The organism is Micromonospora sp. NPDC003776 (genome assembly GCF_053605645.1).
Map to the genome: position 1 here is coordinate 21,260 of NZ_JBSGJR010000003.1, position 23,845 is coordinate 45,104.

Annotated in this window: 21 protein-coding genes and 3 pseudogenes; 10 read left to right on the plus strand and 14 right to left on the minus strand. The window is 69.1% G+C overall.

The genetic code is table 11. From position 1 onward, the window contains the following. Positions 1 to 575: 575 nt before the first annotated feature. Entirely contained in the window at positions 576 to 1,034 is a 459-nt protein-coding gene (locus ACWEVO_RS00510; RefSeq protein ID WP_452305414.1) for a hypothetical protein, read from the minus strand. A gap of 411 nt (positions 1,035 to 1,445) precedes the next feature. Between ACWEVO_RS00510 and ACWEVO_RS00515 the strand changes: the two genes are divergently transcribed. Further along, positions 1,446 to 2,219 carry an ATP-binding protein gene (locus ACWEVO_RS00515; RefSeq protein ID WP_452305415.1) on the plus strand — a complete coding sequence of 258 codons (774 nt, stop codon included), beginning with the start codon at positions 1,446 to 1,448 and terminating at the stop codon, positions 2,217 to 2,219. A 178-nt stretch (positions 2,220 to 2,397) separates the two neighbouring features. Here the strand turns inward: ACWEVO_RS00515 and ACWEVO_RS00520 are convergent, their stop codons facing one another. Both ACWEVO_RS00520 and ACWEVO_RS00525 read right to left on the minus strand, forming a co-directional pair. Then, positions 2,398 to 2,784, minus strand: coding sequence for a hypothetical protein (locus tag ACWEVO_RS00520; protein WP_452305416.1), 387 nt, complete (start codon positions 2,782 to 2,784; stop codon positions 2,398 to 2,400). 260 nt (positions 2,785 to 3,044) lie between these two features. Then, entirely contained in the window at positions 3,045 to 3,935 is an 891-nt protein-coding gene (locus ACWEVO_RS00525) for a phosphatidylinositol mannoside acyltransferase (RefSeq protein ID WP_452305417.1), read from the minus strand. A 637-nt stretch (positions 3,936 to 4,572) separates the two neighbouring features. Between ACWEVO_RS00525 and ACWEVO_RS00530 the strand changes: the two genes are divergently transcribed. Continuing rightward, positions 4,573 to 5,136, plus strand: coding sequence for a helix-turn-helix domain-containing protein (locus ACWEVO_RS00530; RefSeq protein ID WP_452305418.1), 564 nt, complete (start codon positions 4,573 to 4,575; stop codon positions 5,134 to 5,136). Between the two features lie 399 nt (positions 5,137 to 5,535). Here ACWEVO_RS00530 and ACWEVO_RS00535 read toward each other — a convergent pair whose 3' ends face one another. Beyond that, positions 5,536 to 8,307, minus strand: coding sequence for a transcriptional regulator (locus tag ACWEVO_RS00535; protein WP_452305419.1), 2,772 nt, complete (start codon positions 8,305 to 8,307; stop codon positions 5,536 to 5,538). A gap of 162 nt (positions 8,308 to 8,469) precedes the next feature. Here ACWEVO_RS00535 and ACWEVO_RS00540 point away from each other — a divergent pair, with 162 nt between their 5' ends. Next, complete coding sequence (locus ACWEVO_RS00540; protein ID WP_452305420.1) at positions 8,470 to 10,389, plus strand: hypothetical protein; 1,920 nt, start codon at positions 8,470 to 8,472, stop codon at positions 10,387 to 10,389. Between the two features lie 53 nt (positions 10,390 to 10,442). Here the strand turns inward: ACWEVO_RS00540 and ACWEVO_RS00545 are convergent. From ACWEVO_RS00545 to ACWEVO_RS00555, 3 genes and pseudogenes are all read right to left on the minus strand, one after another. Further along, a pseudogene (locus tag ACWEVO_RS00545) lies at positions 10,443 to 10,652 on the minus strand (FIMAH domain-containing protein); the annotation flags it as partial. 212 nt (positions 10,653 to 10,864) lie between these two features. Next, positions 10,865 to 11,281, minus strand: a complete 417-nt coding sequence (locus ACWEVO_RS00550) for a YeeE/YedE thiosulfate transporter family protein (protein ID WP_452305421.1) — start codon at positions 11,279 to 11,281, stop codon at positions 10,865 to 10,867. Next, positions 11,281 to 11,622, minus strand: coding sequence for a YeeE/YedE family protein (locus ACWEVO_RS00555; RefSeq protein ID WP_452305422.1), 342 nt, complete (start codon positions 11,620 to 11,622; stop codon positions 11,281 to 11,283). The genes ACWEVO_RS00550 and ACWEVO_RS00555 overlap by 1 nt, the downstream gene beginning before the upstream one ends. A gap of 1,987 nt (positions 11,623 to 13,609) precedes the next feature. Here ACWEVO_RS00555 and ACWEVO_RS00560 point away from each other — a divergent pair. Further along, positions 13,610 to 14,038 carry an ATP-binding protein gene (locus tag ACWEVO_RS00560; protein ID WP_452305423.1) on the plus strand — a complete coding sequence of 143 codons (429 nt, stop codon included), beginning with the start codon at positions 13,610 to 13,612 and terminating at the stop codon, positions 14,036 to 14,038. 162 nt (positions 14,039 to 14,200) lie between these two features. Here the strand turns inward: ACWEVO_RS00560 and ACWEVO_RS00565 are convergent, their stop codons facing one another. The 3 genes and pseudogenes from ACWEVO_RS00565 to ACWEVO_RS00575 form a co-directional block, all read right to left on the minus strand. Next, positions 14,201 to 15,832, minus strand: a complete 1,632-nt coding sequence (locus tag ACWEVO_RS00565) for a RecQ family ATP-dependent DNA helicase (RefSeq protein ID WP_452305424.1) — start codon at positions 15,830 to 15,832, stop codon at positions 14,201 to 14,203. Between the two features lie 119 nt (positions 15,833 to 15,951). After that, a pseudogene (locus tag ACWEVO_RS00570) lies at positions 15,952 to 16,179 on the minus strand (transposase); the annotation flags it as partial. Between the two features lie 310 nt (positions 16,180 to 16,489). Then, on the minus strand, positions 16,490 to 17,452 hold the full coding sequence (locus tag ACWEVO_RS00575) for a GlxA family transcriptional regulator (protein ID WP_452305425.1): 963 nt from the start codon (positions 17,450 to 17,452) through the stop codon (positions 16,490 to 16,492). Positions 17,453 to 17,708: 256 nt separating this feature from the next. On the opposite strand from ACWEVO_RS00575, the gene ACWEVO_RS00580 reads away from it, so the two are divergent. Continuing rightward, on the plus strand, positions 17,709 to 18,272 hold the full coding sequence (locus ACWEVO_RS00580; RefSeq protein WP_452305426.1) for a dihydrofolate reductase family protein: 564 nt from the start codon (positions 17,709 to 17,711) through the stop codon (positions 18,270 to 18,272). 6 nt (positions 18,273 to 18,278) lie between these two features. On the opposite strand, the pseudogene ACWEVO_RS00585 reads toward ACWEVO_RS00580, so the two are convergent. Next, positions 18,279 to 19,099 (minus strand): annotated as a pseudogene (locus ACWEVO_RS00585) (IS5 family transposase). A gap of 69 nt (positions 19,100 to 19,168) precedes the next feature. On the opposite strand from ACWEVO_RS00585, the gene ACWEVO_RS00590 reads away from it, so the two are divergent. Continuing rightward, positions 19,169 to 19,876 (plus strand): DJ-1/PfpI family protein, encoded by a 708-nt coding sequence (locus ACWEVO_RS00590; protein ID WP_452305427.1) that lies wholly within the window; start codon positions 19,169 to 19,171, stop codon positions 19,874 to 19,876. A 66-nt stretch (positions 19,877 to 19,942) separates the two neighbouring features. Here the strand turns inward: ACWEVO_RS00590 and ACWEVO_RS00595 are convergent, their stop codons facing one another. The 3 genes from ACWEVO_RS00595 to ACWEVO_RS00605 all read right to left on the minus strand — a co-directional run bounded on the left by ACWEVO_RS00595 (position 19,943) and on the right by ACWEVO_RS00605 (position 21,469). Continuing rightward, positions 19,943 to 20,473 (minus strand): DUF6036 family nucleotidyltransferase, encoded by a 531-nt coding sequence (locus ACWEVO_RS00595; RefSeq protein ID WP_452305428.1) that lies wholly within the window; start codon positions 20,471 to 20,473, stop codon positions 19,943 to 19,945. Further along, a complete protein-coding gene (locus ACWEVO_RS00600; protein WP_452305429.1) occupies positions 20,470 to 20,862 on the minus strand; it encodes a hypothetical protein in 393 nt (130 codons plus the stop codon). The genes ACWEVO_RS00595 and ACWEVO_RS00600 overlap by 4 nt, the downstream gene beginning before the upstream one ends. A 280-nt stretch (positions 20,863 to 21,142) precedes the next feature. Further along, positions 21,143 to 21,469 carry a hypothetical protein gene (locus ACWEVO_RS00605; RefSeq protein ID WP_452305430.1) on the minus strand — a complete coding sequence of 109 codons (327 nt, stop codon included), beginning with the start codon at positions 21,467 to 21,469 and terminating at the stop codon, positions 21,143 to 21,145. 58 nt (positions 21,470 to 21,527) lie between these two features. Here ACWEVO_RS00605 and ACWEVO_RS00610 point away from each other — a divergent pair, with 58 nt between their 5' ends. From ACWEVO_RS00610 to ACWEVO_RS00625, 4 genes are all read left to right on the plus strand, one after another. Next, positions 21,528 to 21,956, plus strand: a complete 429-nt coding sequence (locus tag ACWEVO_RS00610) for a hypothetical protein (protein WP_452305431.1) — start codon at positions 21,528 to 21,530, stop codon at positions 21,954 to 21,956. Beyond that, the gene (locus ACWEVO_RS00615; RefSeq protein ID WP_452305432.1) at positions 21,950 to 22,177 is read left to right on the plus strand and encodes a helix-turn-helix transcriptional regulator; all 228 of its coding nucleotides are present in this window, start codon (positions 21,950 to 21,952) and stop codon (positions 22,175 to 22,177) included. The genes ACWEVO_RS00610 and ACWEVO_RS00615 overlap by 7 nt, the downstream gene beginning before the upstream one ends. Next, positions 22,174 to 23,151 carry an NAD(P)-dependent alcohol dehydrogenase gene (locus ACWEVO_RS00620; protein ID WP_452305433.1) on the plus strand — a complete coding sequence of 326 codons (978 nt, stop codon included), beginning with the start codon at positions 22,174 to 22,176 and terminating at the stop codon, positions 23,149 to 23,151. The genes ACWEVO_RS00615 and ACWEVO_RS00620 overlap by 4 nt, the downstream gene beginning before the upstream one ends. Positions 23,152 to 23,579: 428 nt before the next feature. Then, positions 23,580 to 23,845, plus strand: a 266-nt coding sequence (locus ACWEVO_RS00625) for a hypothetical protein (protein ID WP_452305434.1), incomplete at its 3' end; no start/stop codon positions are given.

A 23,845-nucleotide genomic window follows, 5' to 3' on the forward strand; every position in this document is an offset into this window, starting at 1 on the left:
CTCCGCATGGACGTCACGTTCAGTAAGCTGCCGGGCCGGCGCTACAGGATGACCGTCATCAGGGAGAACGGCCCGGAGCTGGCACCACGCCACGGACCTGGCTACGACGACTACCTACCACATGACGCAGTGCACTTTCTGGTGGAGGCGGAGGCGCAGCTGGCCTGGGGTGTGTTTGGCCAGATCGCCGCAGGCCGAAACAACATCTTCTGGCCCGCAGACCCCGTACAGCGGCGCCGACAGGCGCGCCGTGAGAAGAAGAGGACGCCACGCCCGGACGAGCACGCCGACATGAGCCGCTCCGAGACCCTCGCCTCCCTCTGCCAGCCATTGTGGGAGGTCCGGGCCGGCCATCGTTCTGCGCTACCGGATTGGACGTCACGAGCGCAGCCCGGATTGCTCGAGTCACCCCTGGTGGAAGGCATCCTTGCCCGTCTGAATGAGTTCGCTAGCCGGTGGTACGCGCTACCGCTGAACGGAGGCCTCACCCTGGCTTGGCCATTGCCGGTGCGACGCACGGCGCACCCCCAGCGTGCGTCGGGCTCACCCCAGCCTGTCGGAACGGCCAGGACCAGTCACCTAACAAGGACCCACGCCGGGTGGTAAACACAAGGATGTCCGGACTCGGGTCGGACTTCGATCCGCAGGACGTATTCCAGCAACCGCACGGACATGCCGCTGACCGGGCGTCTTGGGTGTCTTAAGCGGTCGCACAGATAGGCACCCACGACGTCCCACGCCAGCGTGGCCAGGACGGGCGCCAGCCCACGCCGACGGCACCACAGAACCGCCTCGGAAATGCCAGCCACCAGCGGCAGCGACTTCAGGAACCCACGCACCTCCATGGGCGTCCGTGTTGCCCAGCCACGAGCTTCGAGGACCGCCGCCTCCTGGCTGCTCAGGGTCCCGGCGCCGTAGCCGGCCTGCACCTCTTGAATGACCTTGGTATAGCCGAGGAACTCCGCCAGGTGCTGCCCGCTGCTGGTCGGCGTCAGCGTCCCGTCGACATCAAAGAACACCACTCCACGGATCACGGTGGAACGCTACCGGTCGCCAGGGGCAGCCCGAACTTGGGCGTAGCAACGCGCGCTCATGCCGCTGTGCGCGCGGCCGTGCCGATGAGCGGGTCCGACCGGCAGGGTGACCGGCGGTGGGGCCGCGTCCGGTCTGGTTGCCGGAACTTGGCGTGGGCAGCGGCGTTCGAGGTCAGGCAGTGGCCTGGAGGAGTTGTTGGATTCGCGTGACGACGAGTTGTGGTTGCTCGGCTCGGATGACGTGCGCCGAGTCGACGGGTGCGCCGCCTGCACGGCGGAGTGAGGCATGACTGAAGTCCGGAAGGTGTCTCGCCGCAGCCGGCCGCCGAGCTCTGACGCGTCATCGCCACTTCACCTGTGGGCGTGAATCGCCGGTCTCCGCTGTCGCGTGCGCATCAGTACGGTTGCTGGATGGACGTTCCCGGTTTCTCCCGGCAATCGCCGGCGCAACTGCCGATCATCGCCGTCGCCAGCGGCAAGGGGGGTGTGGGAAAGTCGAGTGTCGCGGTCGCGATCGGACGTGAGCTGGCTCGATCCGGCCGCAAGGTCGGATTGGTCGACGCCGACATCGCCGGCCCCGACGTGCCGCGCATGCTCGGCCTGCGCCGCGACGTGCCAGCCCAGTCGATCACCCTCGCGCGGTGGACGCGCGGCGGCCAGGTCGGCTCCGGGCTGGAAGTAATGGAGGTGGGCGACCTCAAGGTCGCCTCCGCAGGCTTCCTCATGGCAGGCAACCAGGCGCTCGCGCTCGGGTCGGACCTGAACGACCTCATGCTCGGCCGGTTGATCAAGGAAACGAACTGGGGCGATGTCGAGGCCCTCGTCGTGGATCTGCCGCCCGGCATCAGCTTCACGCAGCAGGGCGTGCTTTCCGGTGCCGGAAGGGTGGGAACCATCCTGGTGGTGACACCGGCCGAGGTCTCCCACCTGGACACCGGTCGGGCCCTCGGCACGCTCCGCGAGGTGCGAACGCCGGTGCTGGGCGGGGTGGAGAACATGGCGTACTTCGAGTGCCCCTGCTGCGGCGAGAAGACGGAACTGCACGCTCCGGCACCCGAGGAGCGCACCATCTGGGCCAGCGGTGTCGAACGGCTCGCGCGGCTCCCGTTCCGGCCCGACGCGTTGATCGACGCCGCGGATCTCGCCCCCGTCCTCGAGGCGGTGGCGACGCACATCGCAGCGTGACCCGCTCCTGAGGCGTCATCCAGGAGATGGCGCCCGGGCGACGTCCATTCAGTTGCGGAGAGCGGTTAGTCCGCCAAAATCGGGTGCGCACATCTGCGATCCACGCGTGGCGGAGCGTGACGGCGGCCACTACCGCTCGGCATCCTGATCTGCCGATGAGCGGACCGCCCGGTCGGGCTCACTCTTGGCGACCTTCTCTCGTTCGCGCCAAGCACTCGCGACTCAAATACCGAACCGGCTTGCCGAGCGACTCCGCGTAGGCAATCTCCCGTCGGGTTGACTCACCTAAGTAGCCACCCGGATCCACGATGTACACCTCGTCAGCCATGCGAATCTTCTGGAAGTGCACGCCGCCAAGCCGTCCCTTCAGGTCCGAGCTGTCGACTGTCCAGTCGTAGTCCGGCAGATCGGGGAGGCTGAACATTCCGAGGCTGATCACAACGCAACCTTCCATCGTGAGCCGCTGGTTGACCTCCGCGAACTCAGCCTCAAACTTGGTCGAGCCGCAGAGCGTGATGACCTTCGCCTCACCCTCGGCCGACTGCGGCGCCTGCTGGTCCTCCATGAAGTTCATGATCGGTGAACGGGCAGGACAAGTCTATCGCCGCCCCCTGGACATCCACTCATGCCGCGATCCGCGCGCATGTCGCAGGTCAGCTGGCAGACGTGTGTCGCACATCAGCCGACGAAGGGCAACGGGCACGGTGAACGGCACGGACCGCGTTGTCTAGCCCCACCTGAGGCGTGACGAATCCGTCCAAGCACACGCACGACAGTCGGCCTTGGTTCCTCGGCCGTCCTGGTCACAGTCGGTGACATCTGAGCTCAGCCCTGGTGGGCGGGGGCCGGCCAGACCGGTTGCAGCACGTGCCAGTCGTGTGGATGCCGGCGGACGGCGCCCGTGAAGACGTCGGCCAGCTCCTGCGTCATCGCCGCCACCCGGGCCCGGGTGGCGCCGTCACGGCCCGGGACGATCTCCGGGTGGATCCGGATCCGCAGCCGCGGACCGTCGTACCAGAGCGATACGGGCAGCAGCGCGGCCCCGGTGCGCAGCGCCAGCTGCGCAGGCCCGGCCGGGAACGTCGTCGGCGCGCCGCAGAACCGCACGCCGATGCCGGCCGCGGACGTGTCCCGGTCAGCGACCAGGCACACCACCTCGCCGGCACGCAACCGCCGGGTGAGCGTCGTGACCGCCCGCCGGGTCTCGTCGGCGGGGAGCACCTCGATGCCGAGCGCCGCACGGTGGCTCACGAACCGCTGGTAGAGCCGCTCCGGGCGCAGGCGTTGCGCGACCGTGGTGAACCGGTGCCCGCTCAGCACCAGCGCCGCTCCGGCCAGGTCCCAGTTGCCGCTGTGCGGCAGCGCCAGCACCACTCCGCGGCCGGCGTCACGGGCGGCAGCCACCCGGTCCAGCGACTCGAAGACCACGGCGTCGCGGATCCGGTCCCGGCTCCATCCGGCGAGCCCGAAGAACTCCCGCCAATAACGCAGATAGGAGTGCACGCCCCGAGCGGCCGCGGCGGTCACGGCGGGACTGTCCGCGGCATGGCCGAGCACCTGGGCCAGGTTGACCCGCAGCTGGTGCACCCCGCCCGCGCCGGACCAGCGCATCCCGGCGGCGACGGAGTCGAAGACGAGCGCGGCGACCGGGCCCGGCAACCGCGGCGTGACCCGCCAGGCAAGTCCGTAGAGCCGGCTGGCCAGGTCCTCTCCCACGCCGGGATGCTAACGGTCGCTGGCCGGGTCCGGTGGTTGCGGGTGCGTTTGTGGCAGAGCCGTCGGCATGCGTCTTGTGACCTGCGGTGAAGTGCAGCGCGGTGGCACAACCACCCGTGCGGCGGTCCGGTCCCAGCAGTACGCGTAACTGCCGCGAACCTGTGTGTCGTATCGCTCGGCGTCTGATCTACGGCGCCGATGACGCCCGCCGGCGGTCCCGGTTGACGTGGCTTGACCCGGGCGACGGATTGAGCGTGGATCAGGTCCGCCGGTGGCTGATCCGTCGGCAACAGTCCGCACCACCACCCGACCGCCCGACAGGGACTGCTGACAAAGAGGCGAGAGCGATGGCCAGTCCGGCGTTGGGCGTTCAGCACTGCCATAGGCCCCTGCCGTGAGCGATCGCAGGACCAGCCTCCCACCGGGCATTTCGGGCATGCCGTCCCTGCGGCCGCCAGGAGGGGGCTCACACGCCGATCGCCGACAGATTCCCGGGCGGCGGTGAAGCCGCCGCAGCAACGGACGTTCGCACACGAAACACGCCGCCGCACCGAAACAGGCGACGGTATCACCCATAGATCGGCCCGGGGTGCCACCACAGGCACCGCTGACCCTGACGGACGGAGATCCGCAAGCCATGAGTCAAGCCGTCAAGGCTGCCATGCTCAGCACGAAAGATCTTGGGAAGAACGAGCGGGCGGTGGCCATCGCCATCGCCGCCCACGCCAACCAGGAGGGCAACGCCTGGCCATCCGTGGCCACCCTCGCCGAGTACGTCGGCTGCTCCGAACGCACCGTGCAACGATGCCTGGCCAAGCTCGTGCAACTGGGTCGTCTCGTCGTGTCGAAGGTCGCCGGCATCGCCACCCGCGTCTACCGACTGGTGCAGCCGGACCGACGGGCCACAGCCGCAGCGGGGGTGACAGAACAGCGGCCGGGGGTGACACATTCGCCTGCCGGGGGTGACAGCAAGCGTGTCACCCGAAGTAGGGAAGACCAATTGAAGGGCGACACGCCCGTGAGCGCTGCGCGGTGGCGGCGGCTTCTGCCGACGAGCCGGCGGGCTCCGCTGCCAGCCGCGACCGACCAGCGGGGCGCGGCCACGCCAAGCGCCGGCGGCCGGTGCCAGCGGCCTGGGCATATCGGTCAGCCCGCCGGCCGCTGCGTCCCCTGCCGCTCTGAGGCGATCGAGCGCAGGTGAACCCGTCGACACCAGCGCGACATGGACCCGGCATCCGAAGCCCACGCCACTACCCGTCACGAGAGCACCCCGGCGGCGATCCGCCCGGCTCAGCCGCAGTTGCCCCAGCTGTACCGGCCGGCGCTCTGCCAGCTGGTGCCGTACATGCCGATGGCCAGGCCGGCCTGGGCAACCCGCCGGGTTTCCGCGTCCCTCCCCGCCTGGGTTCGCCTGTTGGGTCACCGACCTAAAGAGCGGCCCTGTTGAATCATTGCCGCACCGAGTGCAGCTCCTGGCTCGGGCGATCGCCGGCGAGCCCGTGCGCTAAGGGTCAGCACCGATTAGATGGTGGCCGATCAAATCCGTCCAAGATGCCTACGTCTTGGTTCAGGCGTCGGCCGGTACCTGGGCTGGTGGTGCTCACGCCTGGGCCACGCCGTCGCGGAGTTGGTTGGCGAGCGTGATGGTTGCGTCTTGCGGCACGGCGTCGATGTCGGCGAGGGCCTTGGTCAGGGCGCGCAGCAGGGTGCGGACGCCATCGCCGTCGCCGAGGGCGTGGCGGGTGTGCATGGCGCGGGTGTAGAGGGCTTCGTTGTAGCGGTCCAAGCCGATGGCCTTGTCGAGCAGCGCGGCTGCGTGCTGCGGGTCGGAGTCGATCAGGTCGTCTGCGAGCAGCAGGTGCGCTTCGGTCCCCCATCGGCGGACGGTCTCCCGATGCGGCTGGAGCCATTCGTAGTCCTGGCCGTCGGCCAAGGGCGCGGTGTAAAGGTCGCAGGCCGCGCTAAGCAGGTCACGGCGGCGGTGGCCGCTGGCGATGGTGGCCGCGCGCAGGAGGTCCCGCAGTGTCCAGACGTCCACATCAACGGTGGCGGGGTCGAGTCGGTACCGTCCGGCAGTCTTGACGAGGTAGGCGTTCCTCGCCTCAGCGGTGCCGGCGCGAGCGAGGACGTGTCGTAGGTTGCTGACGTTGGTGTGTACGCGCTGGTCGGCCTGGGTGATACGGGCGTCTGGTTCGAGGTATTCGCCGATGTCGCGGGTGGTCATTCCGTCGGGGTGGCAGGCCAGGAAGACGGCCAGTTCGAGGGCCTTGGCTCGCAGGGGTCGGCCGGGTTTGGTGATGTCCTCGATCCTCGGCTGCCCGAGGACCCGCAGTCGTGCCTTGCCGGCGGTGGCGTCGACCGGCGGCGTGGTGGCGGGGGTCGGCCGGTCGGAGGCGTCGGTGGTGGTGCGGCTGGCGTGCAGTGGGACGACCGTGACCGGTAGGGCGGGCGACGCGACGGCGGACGGTTCGCCGGTTTGCGCCTCTCGCAGGGTCGTGAGGATCTGGATCGCCGTTTCGGATTCGAGTACGGGCAGGCGCGTTGGCAGTGGCTCGGTCGGCTGGCCGGACAGGATGTCGGTGTGGCCGTCGGTGGTGACGTCGACGGTGGCGCCGTCAGGCCATTCTCCGAGGAGTAGGGCGGACACACGCAGGTTGCGGCCGAAGGCGAGCACGGCTTCGGCTCGGGTGCGGGCGTCCGCCGGTGGGGTGTGGGCGATGAGCGTCAGTGGTGGCAGTGCCTCCTCGTCGGGGGCGTGCTGGTGCGGGGTGTCCAGGTCGGTGAGGGCGTGCTCGTCGAGGATGCGGCTGCGGTGCAGAAGTTCGGCTTCGACCCTGGTGAGGGCGTCGTCGATGGTGTCGCAGATGTGCAGCCGTGGCCAGGGCTGGAGGGCGGCGGTGTCGGGGCCGAGCAGTGTCGCCAGGGTGGCTGCGTCGATGATCACTTCACCGCGTGTGTCGGGGTGGTGCGGGTCGCCGGATGCCAGGGCGGCGACGAGGCCAGCGCGGGCGGCTGCGTGGGCGCCGTCACCGATGATGCCGGTCGCACCGCTGGGCAGTGGCGCCAGGTCGGGGACGGCAGCAGGCGGCTCGGCTTGGTTGTCCGGGTTTGATGGTTCGCTGTTGCGGGCGACGGCGCGCTGCAGGCGCAGTACGGGTGGCGGGAGTTGCGTGGGCGGGTCGGCGTCGGGCTCGCCGGTGTAGCGGCGGCGGCGCTGTGCCCAGACCAGCGCGGCGGCGGCGCTGATCGCGGCGGCGAGCGTCCAGGGCAGCCAGTTTGCTGGGGACAGCTGAACACCGTGCTCGTCGGCTGCTGCGGCCGAGCGTCGCGGGTCGCTGGCTGCTGGCGGGGTGGACGGTGATGCCGCGACCGTGGGGGTGGCGGGCTTCGCGGACGGACTGGAGTTCCCGTGAGCTGCCGGTGCAGAGCTGTCGGGGGTGGCGGCTCGTTCCTGTTCGTTAGCCGTGGGCGACGGCGCGGGGCTCGAAGTGTCGTCTGCGGTGCTGGGCGGTGGCGAGGGAACGGTCGGCGACGGTGGCGTCGGCGGACGGGACGGGGCCGGGGCCGCCGGGGTGGCAGTCTGCGGTGGGTGGGCGTCAGCGGGCAGCCGCAGATTCCAGCCGGGATAGATGAGGTCGCAGTCTCGGAGGGTGCCGCCGGGTCGAGGGAAGTGGCGGTGCCGGTTGAGGCGGCAGATTTCCGGCCACCGGCCGGCGTCACCGAGCCACTCCTTGGCGATCTTGGATAGGGTGTCGTGTCGTTCGACGGTGTAGAGGTAGCGGGTGTCGGAGACCTGGATCAGCGCGGGTCCTCGCGCGACGGCTTGCCGGGGAACGACCCCCACATCATCGGTCGAAGCGACAGCCGCGGGCGACGTGTTGCCGCCGTCAGCGATGTTGAGGTTGCCGACGGAGGTGACGGCGATCGCCGCGGTGCCGGCCAAACCGAACACCAGCCGGTGCAGCGGCGCGGGAAGCCGCAGTACCGGGATCCGCCACCGGGTCACCAACGCGAGCAGTTCGGCAACCAGCAGCAGCGCCAGCGCCGCCCACAGCAGCCACAGCACCCAGATGGCCACGCCGGCGAGAACGGTCGGGGTGAACCGTCCGCTCGGCTCATCGAACCACTGGCCCACCTGCGCCCACGACGGCAGGCGCCGTACGGGGTTCCCGTTGAAGAACAACAGCAGCGCCGGCGTCCCGCCCAGGAAGACCGCTGCGCCCAGGACGGCCCGGATCGCCCGGATCGCCCGGACGACGGTCGCGGCGCGCTCTGCCCGAGGACGAGGGGGTGGCGGGATGCGCGGGGTGTAGACCGTGGGGCGCACGTATTCGGCCAGCCGGTCACGCCCCTGCGGGGACTGCTGCGGCACTTGTGTTCCTCCCCGCGACGACGCTGAGTCTCTACCCACATACACGGCAATCAGTGTCGATGACCATCCCGCGACGAAGGATTCTCACCATGCGCGCACAACTGATCACCCGGCGAGATAGTGGTTGACGGTCCACTCCCCCATCGGGAGAGACTGCGCCACATGTCAATCGGCGGCATCCGACTCTCGATCGACCTCAGCTCCTCGGCCATCGCCGCCACCATCGACCGGCACGGCACGCGCATTCCCGTCATGCTGGGCGGCCGCCTCGTCATGCCACACGGCATCACCCTCGACCCCGCCGGCCACCTGCACGTCGCAGTCGCTGCGCCACCTGAGCCGCCAGCCGGCTGCCAGTTCATCCGCGAACCGCTGGAGTTGCTCGGCAGCGCCGAGCCCGATCCGCGGGTCGACGCCGTGCAACTGCTCGCCGGTCAGCTGTGGCACGTCGCCGACCACGCCGCCCGCCAGGCCGCAGCACCCATCGCCGCCCTCACCCTGACCATCCCTTCGGGATGGGGACCACGCCGACGTGGACATCTCACCGACGCGGCGGCCCGCGCCGGCCTGCCCGCCCCCGTCATGGTCACCGCACCAGCAGCACTCGCCGCCTACGCTGCCGGCGGCACCCCGGACGGCTCGTGCCTGCTGATCTGCCAGGCCGACCGGCACCCGGTCACCCTCACCGTCCTGCAGGCGGGCCCCGACGGATACCGCGAACTCGCCACCCGATCGCTCAACCCGAACCGCGACCTGGACCAGGCCCTCGCCCAACAACTCGTCGACGGCAACACCGGGGACCACGAGCCACTACGCGCCGAGACAGCCCCACCCGCACAGGGACAAGGCGACGTCGCGCTGGCGGAGTCGGTCCGTCAGGCGAGGCAACTATTGACCGTCCAGGACCGCGCGCCCGTTCTTCTCCCCGCACCCCGCAAGCCCGCCGTCATCACCCGCGACGACGTCACCGCCGCCGCACAGCCCCTCCTCGACGAAGTGGACGCAGCAGTTTCAGACGTCTTCGACGCGGCCGACGTGGACCGCCGACACCTCAACGGGGTCGTTCACCGCGAAGCCGAAGCGATTCCCGGCCTGCGAGACCGGCTCACCGCAGCTACCGGCCTCACACCGACCACCCTCACCGGCCACTCCCACGCCCTCGCCGACGGCGCCCTGACCCTCACCGCACCCCACCATCAGGCCACCGCTACCGCCGCCGACACCCAACTACCACGCGTCCGGCTGCGCATCCGGGACCTGACCAGCGCCATCCTGCTCGGCGCCTGCTCCCTCACCCTGCTGTTGCAAGCCATCTTCACCGCGGACATCAACACCACCTACGCCCTGCGGGTCGTCGGGGTCCGCCTCTCCCTCCCGGAGCTCGGGGCCGCAGGCGCGCTCGCCATGATCACCGCGTTCGCCGTGGCGCACCTCGCCCCCACCACCTGGCTCGCCGGCACACCCACCACATCCGAGCCCGAACCCGCGACCGGCAGCCTCATCCGACGCGGATACCTCGCCGCCGCCGTCGGCGGCGCCATCGCCGCCGCTCTCTACGGCCTCGCCACCGGCACCGCCGTGGAATTCGACTACCACCCTTATCTGAAATGGGCCCTGGGCGCCGCGCTACCCCTGGCAGGCTGCGCCGCCGTCATCGCCGCCACCGCACCCCGCATCCCCGCCACCGCCCTACCCGTCTGGCTCGCGCGCACCCGGCCGGCGATCCTGCACGCCGGCATCGCCACCACCGGCATCTACCTCATGCGGGCCGCCCTCACGCTCACCCCTCCGGTGGACGCGACCGGCATGCCCGGGCTCTTCGCCAGCGCCGGCGCCGCACTTATTGGCGTCGCCACCGCCCTGACCGCCATCCGAAGCCGGGCCGCTCGCGCCGTCACGGCACCCGGCCTCGGCATCGGCTACGCCATCATCGTCACCTACGACACCAACAGTGCCCTCATCGTCGGATACCTCGTCGCCCTCACCTGGTGGGCCGTCCAACTCACCGCACACACCCTGCGACTCGCATTCCCCACCACCGGAAAAGCGCTACGCCGTCTCATGGACGACCCGACCAGCTGACAACGACCCCCGGCGTCTTTACCGCAGGTCGGCGGCGATCGGTCGGCGTCGGCGGTCAGGGCATCGTAGCCGTCGCTGGTGAGCTTGCCGTCGCGCCGCAGCCCGTCGAGCTTGTCGCGCAACTTCTTGAGCTGATCCTGGGCCTTGTCCGGATCGTTCTCGGCGATCTCCTTCGCGATCGCGTTTACCTTGGTGTGCAGGTCCCTCGCAGCATCCGGGCTCAACCGGCCGGCATCCACCTGCCTCCGGATCGACTGACGCATGCCGGCGATCGGGTCAGCGGTTGGAGTGGGGCTCGGTTTACGGGAGGCGGCCCGAGGGCTCGGTGTCGGGCTGACCGGGTCGCGGGTGGCGGACGATGCGGCCCGCAGCGTCGTGCCTCATGACCGAACCGAGTCTTGAGACACGCTGTAGCGGCGGCCGCTACCCGACCTCGCAGGACTGGCTGTCCATTGCATGCGTCGCATGATCACGATTACCGGCCGCATGATCCGCTGTCGAGCTGGAAGTGCCTGGTGTTGGCCCAGCGGCAGAGCCGAATGCCGAGGATGATGCCAGCGATGGTGACGAACGCGGGCAGGTAGCCGCTGGCGACCTGAACGATCGGGATTGCCGGACAGCCGCCCGAGATTGCCCAGCCGGTGCCGAACAGAACTGCGCCTGGCACGACGCCAGCATGAATGCGTCCGGGTGTCCGCCGGACGCGCAACACGGCAAACGCCACCACGATGATCCCGACGGCGCCAGCGAAGGCCAGGAGCATACGAGGATCCTGGAAGGTGAACATGCGGTTCAGTTCGGCGTAGTCGCCGAAGCCGATGTTGGCGACGGTAAAGCCGAGGGCCAGCCCCGCGATGATGTTGGCGACGAGGATTCCGCCTCGGGTACGCATCAGATCACCTTCCACAGCAGGAACGACACGAGGACGGCGGTGCCGAAGAAGACGGCGGTGGCGACGATGCTGGCCGGTTGCAGCCGGCCGCAGCCGTTGAGCCCGTGACCGCTGCTGCACCCGCCGGCGAGGCGGGTGCCGAAGCCGACGAGTACACCACCGACGAACAGTGCCGCGGTCATCGTGAGCGGATCGCCGGTCACGATCTGACGGAAGCCGTCACCCATGTCGAGACGGAGCTGGAATCGCCCGGAGGTGACCGCCGCCACCCAGCCGCCGACGAAGATCGATAGGAGCAGGGCCGCCTGGCTGACCAGAGGTGTCGGGAGCAGGTTCGCCATCGAGGACCCGGCCTCCGTCGGCGGTCGCGACTCCCGGCCCCATGGCTGAGGGTCGCCGTGACGCACACGTGGCGGCGGAGGCGCAGCCAGGTCGGTGCCGAACTGCGCGGCGGAGGCCGCGGCGAGCGCCTCGACGAGGACCTGGTCGTCCGTGACCTGGGCGTTAAGGCGTTCGACGCGACGTTCAGCGCGCCAGTGCAGGACGCGGTCCCACGACCCGGACACCCCGAACGATCGATCCGTGGTGACGGCGTAATTGATTGTGGTGAGCGCGAGGCCAACGGCCCCCGCCCACCAGGGCCAGTAGTCGTTCATGCGGGACCTGAGATCCAATCTGCGAGTCGGGTCCACCAGCGGCGCCGCGGTGGCGCAGGTGGAGTCGATGGCGTTCCGGGGCGGTGCGGTGCGTATGCGGGTGGCGACGGACGGTTGAGGCCCCAGGCAGGTGACGGCGCCAAAGTGGACTTGGGTGCCTGTGGCGGCGCCGGCTCGAACTGCGACGGCGATGCCTGGCTCGGTGTTCCCGGATCAGACCCGTCGGCTGCAGGAATGCCTTTGAGATGTATTGCATCGGCCCCATTCGGCAGGAGAGTGATCGGCACCAGTTGTCCCGTTCTGGACAGCCGGTACCGGGCACACTCCCGCCACCCGCCCACGCTGTCGCAGTAGTGGCTGCGCCAGCCGGCCAGGCTCGCGTTCAGTAGCGGGAAGAGCGGACAGCTCTGGGTATGCAAGCAGCCCACGTCGCTCCTATCTGGCCGGCGCCAGCGGGCATTTGCGTGCATGGCGAGCTTCGGCCGTTTGATGTTGGTCCGGGAGCATACATACCTGTTGGGTGATACGGCGACCGCGATGTGACGCGGGTGACGGTGAACCGCGCACCGTATGGCAGGCATTCACCCTCGGTGCACGGCTGATCTTCTCCGCCGCAGCCAGCGCTGCTTGTGACCGCGCCCCGTACGGGCCGACCCAGGTCAACGGGCTGCGCAGGCGCGAGCGGGCTGCGACGCACGCGGTTCCGGCGAGCGGGTGGCCACCGCCGACGAACCTGGTGAACGGCATGATCCTCTTCTCAGACTTTGTCAGTGCTACATCTGGGAATCGGTATCTAGACGGGAAATGCAACAGGTGCGGCAGATTTCCCCGGAAGGCGGTACAACGTGGGTTTTGCGCCTGCGCGTCGGCAGGACCAGACGACGCGACACGGGAAGGGATGCTGGCCGCGAGGCAGGTCCTCGGCCAGGCGGCCGGATGGGTCATGGCACCTGGCGGTGGAGTCGGCCAACGTCCGCGTCCACCAACTCCGGCTGGAGGAGCCTGCTCCGCCGCTCCCGTCGTCCGCCTCGTCCCCTCCGGCCAATGCCCGCAACAGGCCGGCCGGGCGCCGGGGGCGGTGATCGCGGCGCCGCCACACGCGCGACCGAGACCAGCGCAACGCCGGTCGTAGACGCGGCCACCGAACAGCTGGTGCGGGCCCGCGCACGGTCCCGACTCAGGTTCCATGACCACCTGCGACCGCGTGTGCGGATCCCCGGCGACGCGGGCCATCGCGAGCGGGTGACCTGTGGCCTGCGGGGGTGCGGTCTCGACCCTCGCCGCTTCCACGTCACCCGCTCTCGGCCGTCTGTTCCTGGACCGAGCTGGCACATGGCGGTAGCCCGTAAACGGCACGCCGCCTGCGTCGTAGGCGTCCAGCCTGAACCAGGGCATGGCAGGTCACCTGGACCGGACTGTCGAGGGCTGCGCGAAGGCGGCCCGCCGCAGGCCCGGAGGCGCAAGGACAGGCAGGGCAGACCGGGGGGCGAGTGCGCGAGCTCCGCCGGCGCGGGGTGCGGCGGCCTCAGGCAGCGAGCGGCCAGCGTCGACGAACCTCACTTCTGCGGCGGAGAGCAGTTGCACTACGACAAGTTTTACCTGGCCAGGCCTGGGTACGGACTGCCGGTCAGGCACGGCTGGCATCAACAGACGGGGACGATCCGTGAGGGAGATGACCGCGCGGCTGGACCTTCCCGTCGGCCCTGGCGCCCTCGCCGCCGCCCGCCAGATCGTCAGGTCGGTCTTGATCGCCTGGGGGCTGAAGGACAGCGAGGACGTGGAAGACGCGGTGCTGGTCGCCGACGAGTTGGTGTCCAACGCGGTGCGCCACGGCGGGGGCTGCCTGAGCTTGGAAGTTCACGCCCGCGACGAGGACGTCACCGTCTGCGCGGTGGACGGCTCCGCGGTCGTACCCCGCCGCCGTGACCCGGACGGCGATGGCGGCCGCGGCCTGGGGATCATCGAGGCGCTCTCCGAGGAGTGGGGGGTCCAAGACATCCCCGGCGGCGGTAAACGTGTGTGGGTTCGTATCGCCAGGTCCGGGCCCCGGGGTCCGGCGAGAACTTCCACCGCGACGCCGCATTACCCGAGCAAAGTTTAGGGCTCTCAGCTGCGCCTGCAACGCCGTCGAATGCCTCTGATTCACACCGGGGGTCCCCAGCGCGAAGCCCTCCCCTGCCCCGATCGTCTGATCAGCGGTGACACGTCGACGTACTCATCGACTGCTGGAGCGACATACGCGGTGTCGCTCGGAGCGGTGTCCTCACGCATCCAGCGTCAGCAGGCTCTGCGCCTGCACGACAGAGACCGACAGCGTCTTGTAGCCGACCTCGTCGAAGAGCACCGTCATGCGGTCTTTCTCGTACCCGAGGACCATGCCTGATCCCCATTTGGGGTGCCGCACGGTGCTGTGGAGTGGGTACGGGCCGTCGTCGGGGAGCGCCTCGGAGGTGCCGCCCTGGCAGTTATCGCAGTGGCCGCAGGGTTGGCTCAGCTGCTCTCCGAAGTAGCCGAGCAGCGACTGCATCCGGCAGCCACGGCTTTCGGCGAAGCGGCGCATCATGTCGGTGCGGGAGCGCTGCCCGGCCTGGTAGCGGCCGTACTCGGCCACCGCCTCCCGCGCCGCCTGATCGGGAAGTGGGGCATACGGGCCGGCCCTCAGTTCGCCTTTCGGCCCCGTCGTGATCGCCCCAACCTGCTCGAGCAGGCTGACGTGGCTGGCGATCTTGCGCGGGCTCAGGCCGGTGGCCTTGGCCAGCGCGGAGCGCGTCAGCGGGCCGGCATGCAGGAGGGCCGCGACCTTTCGCAGCTCGTCCGGGTCAGGTGCGCCGCCGTTGAAGAAGCGTTGCAGGGCAATGTCCTCGGCCCGGTAGAGCAGCAACGCCCGGGCCGGCTCACCGTCGCGCCCTGCCCGCCCGATCTCCTGCAGATAGCTGTCCGGTGAGTCGGGCAGCGCCACATGCGCGACCCAGCGGATGTTCGGCTTGTCGATGCCCATCCCGAACGCCGATGTGGCGACCATGATCGGCACCCGGTCGGCGAGGAAGTCTTCGTGACGACTCCGGCGTAGCCCGGCCGCCATGCCACCGTGGTAGGCCTGCGCCGGATAACCCGCGTCGGACAGCCGTTGCGCGAGGTGCTCAGCGGCACGCCGAGTCGGCACATACACGATCCCGGGAGGGTCGGCCTCCTTCAGCAGCGTGAGTAGCCTGCGCCAGCGGTAGTCCTCGCTCGGGCAGTGCACGGCCGCCACGAACAGGTTCGGACGATCCAGCCCGGACAACACCAGCCGCGGCTTGTGCATGCCCAGCCGCGTGGTGATGTCATCGCGCACCGGCGGCGACGCCGTGGCGGTCAGCGCCACGACCGGCGGGCGTCCCAGGCCGCGCACAAGGTGGCCGATAGCAAGGTAGTCGGGGCGGAAATCGTGACCCCACGACGAGATGCAATGCGCCTCGTCAACCGCCACCAACGCCGGGCGCAGCGCGCGGACCTGGGCCAGCCGTTCCGGCGAGCTGAGCTGCTCCGGGGTGATGAACAGGAACCTCGCCGCACCCGATCGCAGCTCGGCCAGCGCGGCCTCCTGCCTGCTCTGGCTCTCCGCGGAACTGATCCGAACCGCCCGCAACGCCGGGTCGTCGCGCTCGTTGAGGTTGCTTATCTGGTCCTGCTGTAGTGCCAGTAGCGGTGAGATCACCACCGTCGGGCCGCGTAACAGCGTGGCGGGAACCTGGTACACGGCGGACTTCCCGCCCCCGGTCGGCAGGACGACCAGCGCGTCACGGCCCGCAAGCAGGGCCCGCATAGCCTGCATCTGCGTGTCGCGCAGCCGCTGCCAGCCGAAGTGCCGACGGGCGGCGCGGCGTAACCGCCAGGAGCGGAAGATCGTCATCATCGCCGGGCATGTTAACCAACCGCACCGACGGACCCAAGATTTCCCAAGGCCGGGACTGTCCGGAGCTTTGTGTGTGAGGCGGTGATCGCCTTCTCAGTTTCCGGCGATGCGCTCGCTTGCTTGGGCACGATCCGTGGCTCGAACGCCCCGGCCCGATCCCGTGGCACCTGCAGTTGCACCGGGCCGACCTCGGTCTGCACCGTCTTCGGCGAACTGCCGTTGCGGTGGTTGCCCCGGCCCCGCCCGGCCGGATCGCCTTACTCATAGCCGAGGTGCTCGGTCATTTCCGCCTCAAGGCCGGTCTGCAGCGCGGTGCGGGTGACCTGACTGAGCAGGCCGCTACGCCCGACCAGCGACAAACCCTGCGCCCGAGCCCGACCGATCAGCTCTTGGGCGATCCGCACGCCCAGCCCCGCAGGGCCATCAGCCGGACAGCGCCTGGGACACGGCTTGGACGTGCTGCCCGGCCCCACCCTTCAATTCTTGATCTTCCGTGAGGTGGACGGCCCAGGTCTCTCATGCCCAGCCCGGGCGGATGACCACTGGTCGGTTCTGGGCAGGGCCGCCGAATGGCAACCGGCCGACAGCGGGAGCCTCTGTAGTTTCTGTCCGTCGTATCGGGCCGGTCGTCCGCCGCTCGGGGGCAATCCCGAGGCGCTAACTGTGCCGCCGGTGGACCGTTCGGTACTGCGTCGGCGAGATGCCGAACCATGCGCTGAACGCCTGGCGCAGGGTTTCGCCCGAGCGGAAACCCGCCGCCTTGGCGATCGACGAGACGGCCTGGTCAGTGGTGACCAGGGCGGTGGCCGCTGCCTCCAGCCGCACTTGACGAACGAGCCGGGCTGGGGTCTGCCCGGCGTGGGCGACCAGCAGCCGGGTGAGGTGCCGCTCGCTCACACCGGCCACTGCGGCAAGCCGGGCTGTCGAGAGCTCATTACCAGGATTGGCCGTGACGTGATCGAGGACCCGCCGCACCACGGCGTGCTCGGGACGCCGGGCACGCACGAACATGCTCATTTGCGCCTGGTTGCCCGGTCGCTGCAGGTAGGTGACCATGCCCATAGCCACCCACCGGGTCAACTCGGCGCCGTGGTCGGCCTCCACGAACGCCAGCGTGAGGTCGAGCGCCGCGGTGACGCCGCCCGAGGTCCACACGTGACCATCCCGCACGAAGATCGGCGCGGGGTCGAATCGCACCGCCGGATAGGCGGCGGCCAACTCGGCCGCGTGATGCCAGTGCGTGGTGGCCCGCCGACCGTCCAGCAGCCCGGCCGCGGCAAGCACGCTCGCACCCGTGCACACCGATGCCACCCGGCTCGCGCTTCGGGCCAGCCTCTGGACCTGAGCAAGCAACCTACGGTCCGCGGCGGCCGCGGCATGCCCGAGACCGCCGGAGACAACGAGGGTGTGCGTGTGGCTCACATCCTGCAGCGCCACTTGGCTGGACAGTTCCAGCCCGGAGTCACAGCGCACCGCACCGCCGGACAGCGTGGCAAACCGGACAACGTACGCGGGCGTAGCGCCGAGCCGGTTGGCCATGTCGAGACAGCTGGTGACGCTCGCAACGTCCACCAACTCGATGCCGTCGTAGCCGATGACGACCACACGCCGCTCGTGCACGGTGCCATCGTAGGAGCACATGAAGCGGTCCGTCAGGACACGTTTCCCAGAATCTCGGACATGATGGCCACCGCACCTGTCCCCACAGGCTGCGCGGCGAATACGGTTCCGCCCGTAGACAGCTGCATCGAACGCGCACCCTGCCGGCGCCGACCGGGCGATTCACTCGACCCCATCAATGCTGTCGCTGACGGATCGCAGGCTTCGCATGGCGTCGGGTCAACACCCACGCGCTCGACTGAAAGGAGCACACGGAATGGGCAGACTGGTGGTCACCGAATACATATCGGTCGACGGAGTCGCAGAAGGCCCGAGCGGCAGCGAGCAATTCGCACGCACGGGCTGGACCGATCACTTCTCTCGCGGCCCTGAGGGCAATCGGTTCAAGGTGGACGAGACCATGGCCGCGGACGCACAGCTGCTTGGGCGCGTCACGTACGAGCTGTTCGCGGCGACCTGGCCGCAATTCGAGGGCGAATTCGCCGACAGATTCAACGGGATGCCGAAGCACATCGTCTCCGCCACGCTGAGCGACCCGAAGTGGAGCAACACCACGGTTCTCAAGGGCGACCTGGTCGAGGAGGTCACCAGGCTCAAGGAACAGTACGACCGGGACATCCTCGTGCACGGAAGCCTGCAACTGTCTCGCGCGCTCATCGACCACAACCTGGTCGACGCCCTGCACCTTCTCGTGTATCCGATCATCGTCGGCGCGGGCAAGCGCCTGTTCGACGGCACGAGTGAAACAAAGCGTCTGCGGCTCGCCTCCGCACAGACCTTCGGCGACGGAGTTCACCTCCTGATCTACGAGCGTGGCTAAGAGGTCCTAACAAAGTCGTACGACGTGTCGGTACGTGATGATGCAGGTGGCGAGGGCGAGGAAGGCTTCGTGAATGTCGTCGCGGCGTTCCCATCGGATGCGTAGGCGTTTCATGCCGTGGTACCAGGCGATCGTTCTCTCGATCACCCACCTGAATACGCCCAGACCGGAGCCGTGGGGTTGACCGCGGCGGGCGATCCGCGGCCGAATGCCGTTGGCGCGTAAGGCCGGGCGGTACTTGTCGTGGTCGTACGCACGATCGGCGAAGAGCTGGTCGGGACGCTGGCGGGGCCGGCCACGGCGGCCCCGGACCGGCGGGATCTTGTCGATCAGCGGGAGCAGTTGGGTGACGTCGTGGCGGTTGCCGCCGGTCAACGCGACGGCCAGGGGGATGCCGGCGCCCTCGGTCAGGACGTGGTGCTTCGAGCCCGGGCGGGCGCGGTCGACCGGGCTCGGGCCGCTTTTGGGCCACGTCGGGCGGCCCGCACATGCGAGGAGTCGATCACGGCGCGGGACCAGTCGAGCTTCCCGGCTGCCTGCAGCTCGGCCAGCAGCAGCTCGTGCAGGCGTTGCCACACCCCGGCTCGGTTCCATTCCTCCAGGCGCCGCCAGCAGGTCATTCCCGAGCCGAACCCCAGCTCCTGGGGCAGGAACTCCCACTGGATGCCGGTGTGCAGCACGAACAAGATCCCGCACAGCACCTGCCGGTCCGGGTTCCGCCTGCGCCCCGGGTACCGCGGGTTGCGCTGCGGTTTGGGCAGCAACGGCTCGATGCGCTGCCACAGCCCGTCCGGCACGATCCACGGCGGCTGCTCACCACGCCTCACGGCCCGACATCGTAGATCGTCCTCTACAGAGGACGGAAGACCCAGAGATCATTTTGTTAGGACCTCTAAATGCAGATCGCGATCCTGCTGTACCCCGGCACCACCGCCCTCGACGTGGTCGGCCCGTACGAGGTCCTCAGCCGCATCCCGGGCGCCGAAGTCCGCTTCGTGGGCAAGGAAACCGGCCCGCTGCTCACCGACGGGGGTGCCCTGCTACTCGGCGTAACGCACACCCTCGCCGAGGCTCCCACACCGGATCTCGTGCTGGTGCCGGGCGGTACGACGACGCCAACGACGATGGTGGACAAGGAGATCCTCGCCTGGCTGCGGTCGGTCCACGAGGTCACGACGTGGACAGCTTCCGTGTGCAGCGGCGCGGTGATCCTGGCGGCCGCGGGAATCCTCAAGGGCCAGCCTGCGACCACGCACTGGGTGGCGATGGGACCTCTGCAGTTGATGGGCGCAACGCCCCGGCCCGACGAGCGGATTGTGCAGATCGGCAAGATCGTAACGGCGGCGGGCGTGTCTGCCGGCATCGACCTGGGACTCTGGCTGGTCGGCGAGATCGCCGGCCGAGAGCTCGCCGAGGCGATCCAACTGGCCATCGAATACGACCCGCAGCCACCGTTCGACGCCGGCCACGTAAGCAAGGCGTCCGAACCGATCCGCAAGCGCGCCAAGCAGCTGCTCGACGCTCGCACGGACTTCAAACAGACGCTGGTCAAGCCGAGAATCGCCTGGAATCGACTGATCGACTTCGTGCGTACCGGCAAGTAGTCCGTGCGGATGAACAGAGCGGATGTTCTCAAAGGTCTCGTGCGTTGCCGGAAACCCGTTGACGGGCTACCCGCCGTCGAAAACGTCGTCGAGCACGAGTCTTGCCCGACCCGGAACCTCCTCCTCCGGGAAGATCTCCGCGCACAGACCGAGGACTTCCTCGGCGCTGCTCAACCTGAGGTGATCCGCCAGGAACCGGATGTCCTCGGCGTCCCGACGACGTGCACCAAGCACCTTCATGGCCAATAGGTGCTCCGCAGACGCTGCCGCGACCCGCAAGCCCGGATGGTCGAACACACGAGGAGCTGTCGCGTCACCGCCGGGAGCTACGTAGGCGCTGGCCTGTTCGTTGAGCCACCAGTGCGGCAGACCGAGTTCATCGGCTACGGCTCGGGCCTCGTCGAGCACGACCCCGTGCGGCTGGAACACCGCATCGATGTCACGGGTCGCCCGTCGTGCGTCGTAGGCCAGAGCCATGGCGGCCCCACCGAAGATGTACAGATCCGCGACCACGCCTCGCCTTGCCAGCCGGTCCCCCAGCCGACGGAAGGCGTCCTCGATCGCAGCACGGTCCAACAGCGGATCATCGAGACTCACGCGACGTTCAACTCCTGCGCCGACACGTACACGCCCCGACGACGGAACGCTGCCGGCGCGTGCACCACCGCGTCGACCCGGGCGGCGCGGGTGTTGAAGGGGAACCAGAAACGCCGCAGCGACCGCGTCTCAACCCATGACGGCGCGCCGCGCCCGTCCTTGGCCGACAGGTGCTCCGTCAACGCTGCGAGGAACACGTCCCAGTGCTCGTCCCCGGTAGGCGATGGTTCCTGGTCCAGCAGACCGGCGCGCACCTCAGCCGGTTCCCATCGATACTCCTCCAGGAACTCCGCCACCAACCGCCATCGTCGCGTCTCGTCAGCTCCGACGAGCAGGGCACCCAGGCGCGCCACCGTCAGTGGCTCGTACCTCGCAGCACGCTTCCTCACACCTCCGACGCTAGTACATGCGGAGGCAGATTCACGGCCGGCTACAGCCAACAGGAACATCCCGGTGAGCGTCACGGGTTGCCGCGGGACTGTGCCTGAATCATGGGATGGGTCGGACGGTCGTCGATGGAGAAGGCGCAGCGCCGCCGCCGTGTCCGCGTCGCCCTCCGGTACGCCCAACAGCGTCGCCAGCCACGCCGCGTGCGGTCTGCTCGTACAGCGTCGGGTCGCGTCCGCGCTGGTGGTGTAGGAGACAGCCATCGCGGGATCCGGTTTGATGTTAGGCGGCGATCGGGGTCGGTTCGGTGTTGTCGGGGTCGTGGTGGTCGGTGTCGACGGCGATCAGGCGGGCTTTGGGCCGACAGCGACGAAGATCCAGCGCCGGGCCGAACGACGGGGCCAACTCTCGTACGAGCCCGAGGGCAACGTGGAAGCGCCCCGACGGCGAAGCGGCGGCGCGAAAGTCGCTACCTCTTCCGTAGCGCTCAGGCAGCGGCTTGGTGCGGACGACGGCCAGATCGCGGTTCGGCCGGGTGAGCGCCGCGTGGAGCGGCCCGGCCGGCCCGGTGACAACGATCGGCGCCCCGATGTAAAGATTTTTGGACATGTCGTCAAAGATGCTTTACTCTCGCCATGTCGAGGATTCTTTACATCTGGAGTCGGTCATGACACACCAGGAAAAGCGTGCCTGGGCCATGCTGGTCGTCAGCGTGGTCGGGTACGCCGTCTACACCGCCGTCGTCCTGAGCCGAGCCGACGGCATGAAACTCTCCGCCACCCCCTACGCCGACGCTCTTTTATGGACGGTCGGCGCCGCCATCGCCGCGAACATCGTGGCCGAGATCGGCATGGGCGTAGTGAACCCCCGCGCGTCGCGCGTCAAGGACGTACGCGACCGGGAAATCGGGCGGCTCGGCGACCACGTCGGCCAGGCGTTCGTCGTCATCGGCGCGGTGTCGGCGATGCTCATGGCGTTAGCCGAGTGGGACCGGTTCTGGATCGCCAACGTCATCTACCTGTGCTTCGTGCTGTCGGCGGCGGTCGGATCCCTAACGAAGGTGATCGTCTACCGCAGGGGGGTCCCGCAGTGGTGAAGCCGACCCGCGTCACGAACAACATCCGCGCGCTGCGCTTCGCGCACAGCGAGATGACCCAGGCGGAGCTCGCCGAACGGATCGGCGTGACCCGGCAGACCGTCATCGCCATCGAGCAGGGCCGCTACTCGCCCTCCCTGGAGATGGCGTTCCGGATCGCCCGCGTATTCGGCGTACGGCTCGACGACGTGTTCCAGTACCCCGAGGAGGCAGCATTGTGAAGGCGATCGTGCAGGACACCTACGGCCCGCCTGACGTGCTCGAGCTGCGCGACATCGACCCACCAACCATCGGCGACAACGATGTCCTCGTCCAGGTCCGCGCGGCTGGCGTCGACCCCGGAGTGTGGATCTTCATGGCCGGCTGGCCCTACCTGGTCCGCCTCGCAAGCGGGCTGCGCCGCCCGCGGGTGCCGGCGCGCGGCCGGGACCTGGCCGGGACGGTCGCCGCGGTCGGTGCCCGGGTGACCCGCTTTCAGCCGGGCGACGAGGTGTACGGCACGTGCCTGGGCGGCTCGTACGCCGAGTTCGCGAGCACAACGGAGCGGCGGCTGGCACGCAAGCCGGCCAACCTGTCGTTCGCGCAGGCCGCCGCGGTGCCCGTCTCCGGGATGACGGCACTACGCGCCGTGCGCGACAGCAGCGCGGTGCGCCCAGGGCACCGGGTGATGGTGATCGGCGCGGCGGGCGGCGTCGGATCCTTGGCCGTGCAGATCGCCAAGGCGTACGGCGCGACGGTGACCGCCGTCTGCGCTCCGGCCAAGGTCGATTTCGTCCGCTCCCTCGGCGCCGACGACGTCCTCGAATACACCCGCGAGGAGGTCGACCGCGACGGCCCGATGTACGACGTTGTCATCGACACCGGCGGTGACCGGCCGCTGTCACTGCTGCGGCGCGCGCTCACCCCGCACGGGACGCTGGCGCTGGTCGGCGGCGCGTACACGAAGGGTCCGCTGCTTGGCGGCTACGGCCGGCAGATCTTCCACGCGCCTTTGCTGTCCCCGTTCGTCGGTCAGCGACTACGCTCCGTGAGCAGCATGGAACGCGCCGAGGACCTCGACGAGCTGCGGAACCTCATCGAGTCTGGTGCACTCACCCCAGCGGTCGACCGCACCTACCCTCTTGTCGAGGCAGCGGACGCGATCCGGCACCTCCGGGACGGGCATCCCGCGGGCAAGGTCGTCATCGCCATCTGACCGCGTCAGGCGCCGTACAGCACAGTCCGGAAGCCCCACAACGACGCCATGATCAACACCGCCACCCCCACTGCGAATCCCGACCCAGCCCGTGGCAAGCTTCCGCTCGCCGTCAAAATCACCAGGCCGGACACCTGAACCAACCGGATCGCAGCGATTCGCCGCAGCGCCAGCCGTCGGCCCGCGAGTTCCCCGCCTGGATCCGCCCGACGACCCGCTTGAGTTCGCCGACTTCCGACCTTGCACCGCCACGGGAAGGCGTGCCGGTCCATAGGCACCGTCCTCGCCGGAACGCGCTCGAACAGCCCGAACTGGTCAGACTATTGCCGAAAATCATTCACGAGCGTAGGAAGAATATCCCGCCCCACCGCAGGGCTCGTCCCACCACGTCGGCTCCGCGCCTCCGTCCACCATCGAAGGAGATGCCTGTGACCACTTCCAGGCGATTGCCTTTCGCCGCGGCCGTGCTGGTGACCGCGGGCGCCGTGCTGCTCGGGACCGCCGCCGCCGCGGCGCCGCCGCAGCCGGCCGCGCGCGGCGCCTGCGACCCGATCGACCCGACCGCGTGCCTGCTGCCGTTCCCGAACGACTACTTCACCGTGCCTGACAGTGAGGATGTAGGTGGGGTCACCCGGTCTGGTCTGACTCAGTGCCTGACCGACGATGCTGTCCTGCTGTGGGATTCGTCGACCGG

Bases quoted from the DNA above. Each gene is read 5' to 3' on its own strand.
- ACWEVO_RS00515 (WP_452305415.1), top strand. From the start codon at position 1,446: ATGGACGTTCCCGGTTTCTCCCGGCAATCGCCGGCGCAACTGCCGATC.
- ACWEVO_RS00520 (WP_452305416.1), bottom strand. From the start codon at position 2,784: ATGGAGGACCAGCAGGCGCCGCAGTCGGCCGAGGGTGAGGCGAAGGTC.
- ACWEVO_RS00530 (WP_452305418.1), top strand. From the start codon at position 4,573: ATGAGTCAAGCCGTCAAGGCTGCCATGCTCAGCACGAAAGATCTTGGG.
- ACWEVO_RS00540 (WP_452305420.1), top strand. From the start codon at position 8,470: ATGTCAATCGGCGGCATCCGACTCTCGATCGACCTCAGCTCCTCGGCC.
- ACWEVO_RS00550 (WP_452305421.1), bottom strand. From the start codon at position 11,281: ATGCGTACCCGAGGCGGAATCCTCGTCGCCAACATCATCGCGGGGCTG.
- ACWEVO_RS00555 (WP_452305422.1), bottom strand. From the start codon at position 11,622: ATGGCGAACCTGCTCCCGACACCTCTGGTCAGCCAGGCGGCCCTGCTC.
- ACWEVO_RS00560 (WP_452305423.1), top strand. From the start codon at position 13,610: ATGACCGCGCGGCTGGACCTTCCCGTCGGCCCTGGCGCCCTCGCCGCC.
- ACWEVO_RS00565 (WP_452305424.1), bottom strand. From the start codon at position 15,832: ATGATGACGATCTTCCGCTCCTGGCGGTTACGCCGCGCCGCCCGTCGG.
- ACWEVO_RS00580 (WP_452305426.1), top strand. From the start codon at position 17,709: ATGGGCAGACTGGTGGTCACCGAATACATATCGGTCGACGGAGTCGCA.
- ACWEVO_RS00590 (WP_452305427.1), top strand. From the start codon at position 19,169: ATGCAGATCGCGATCCTGCTGTACCCCGGCACCACCGCCCTCGACGTG.
- ACWEVO_RS00605 (WP_452305430.1), bottom strand. From the start codon at position 21,469: ATGTCCAAAAATCTTTACATCGGGGCGCCGATCGTTGTCACCGGGCCG.
- ACWEVO_RS00610 (WP_452305431.1), top strand. From the start codon at position 21,528: ATGACACACCAGGAAAAGCGTGCCTGGGCCATGCTGGTCGTCAGCGTG.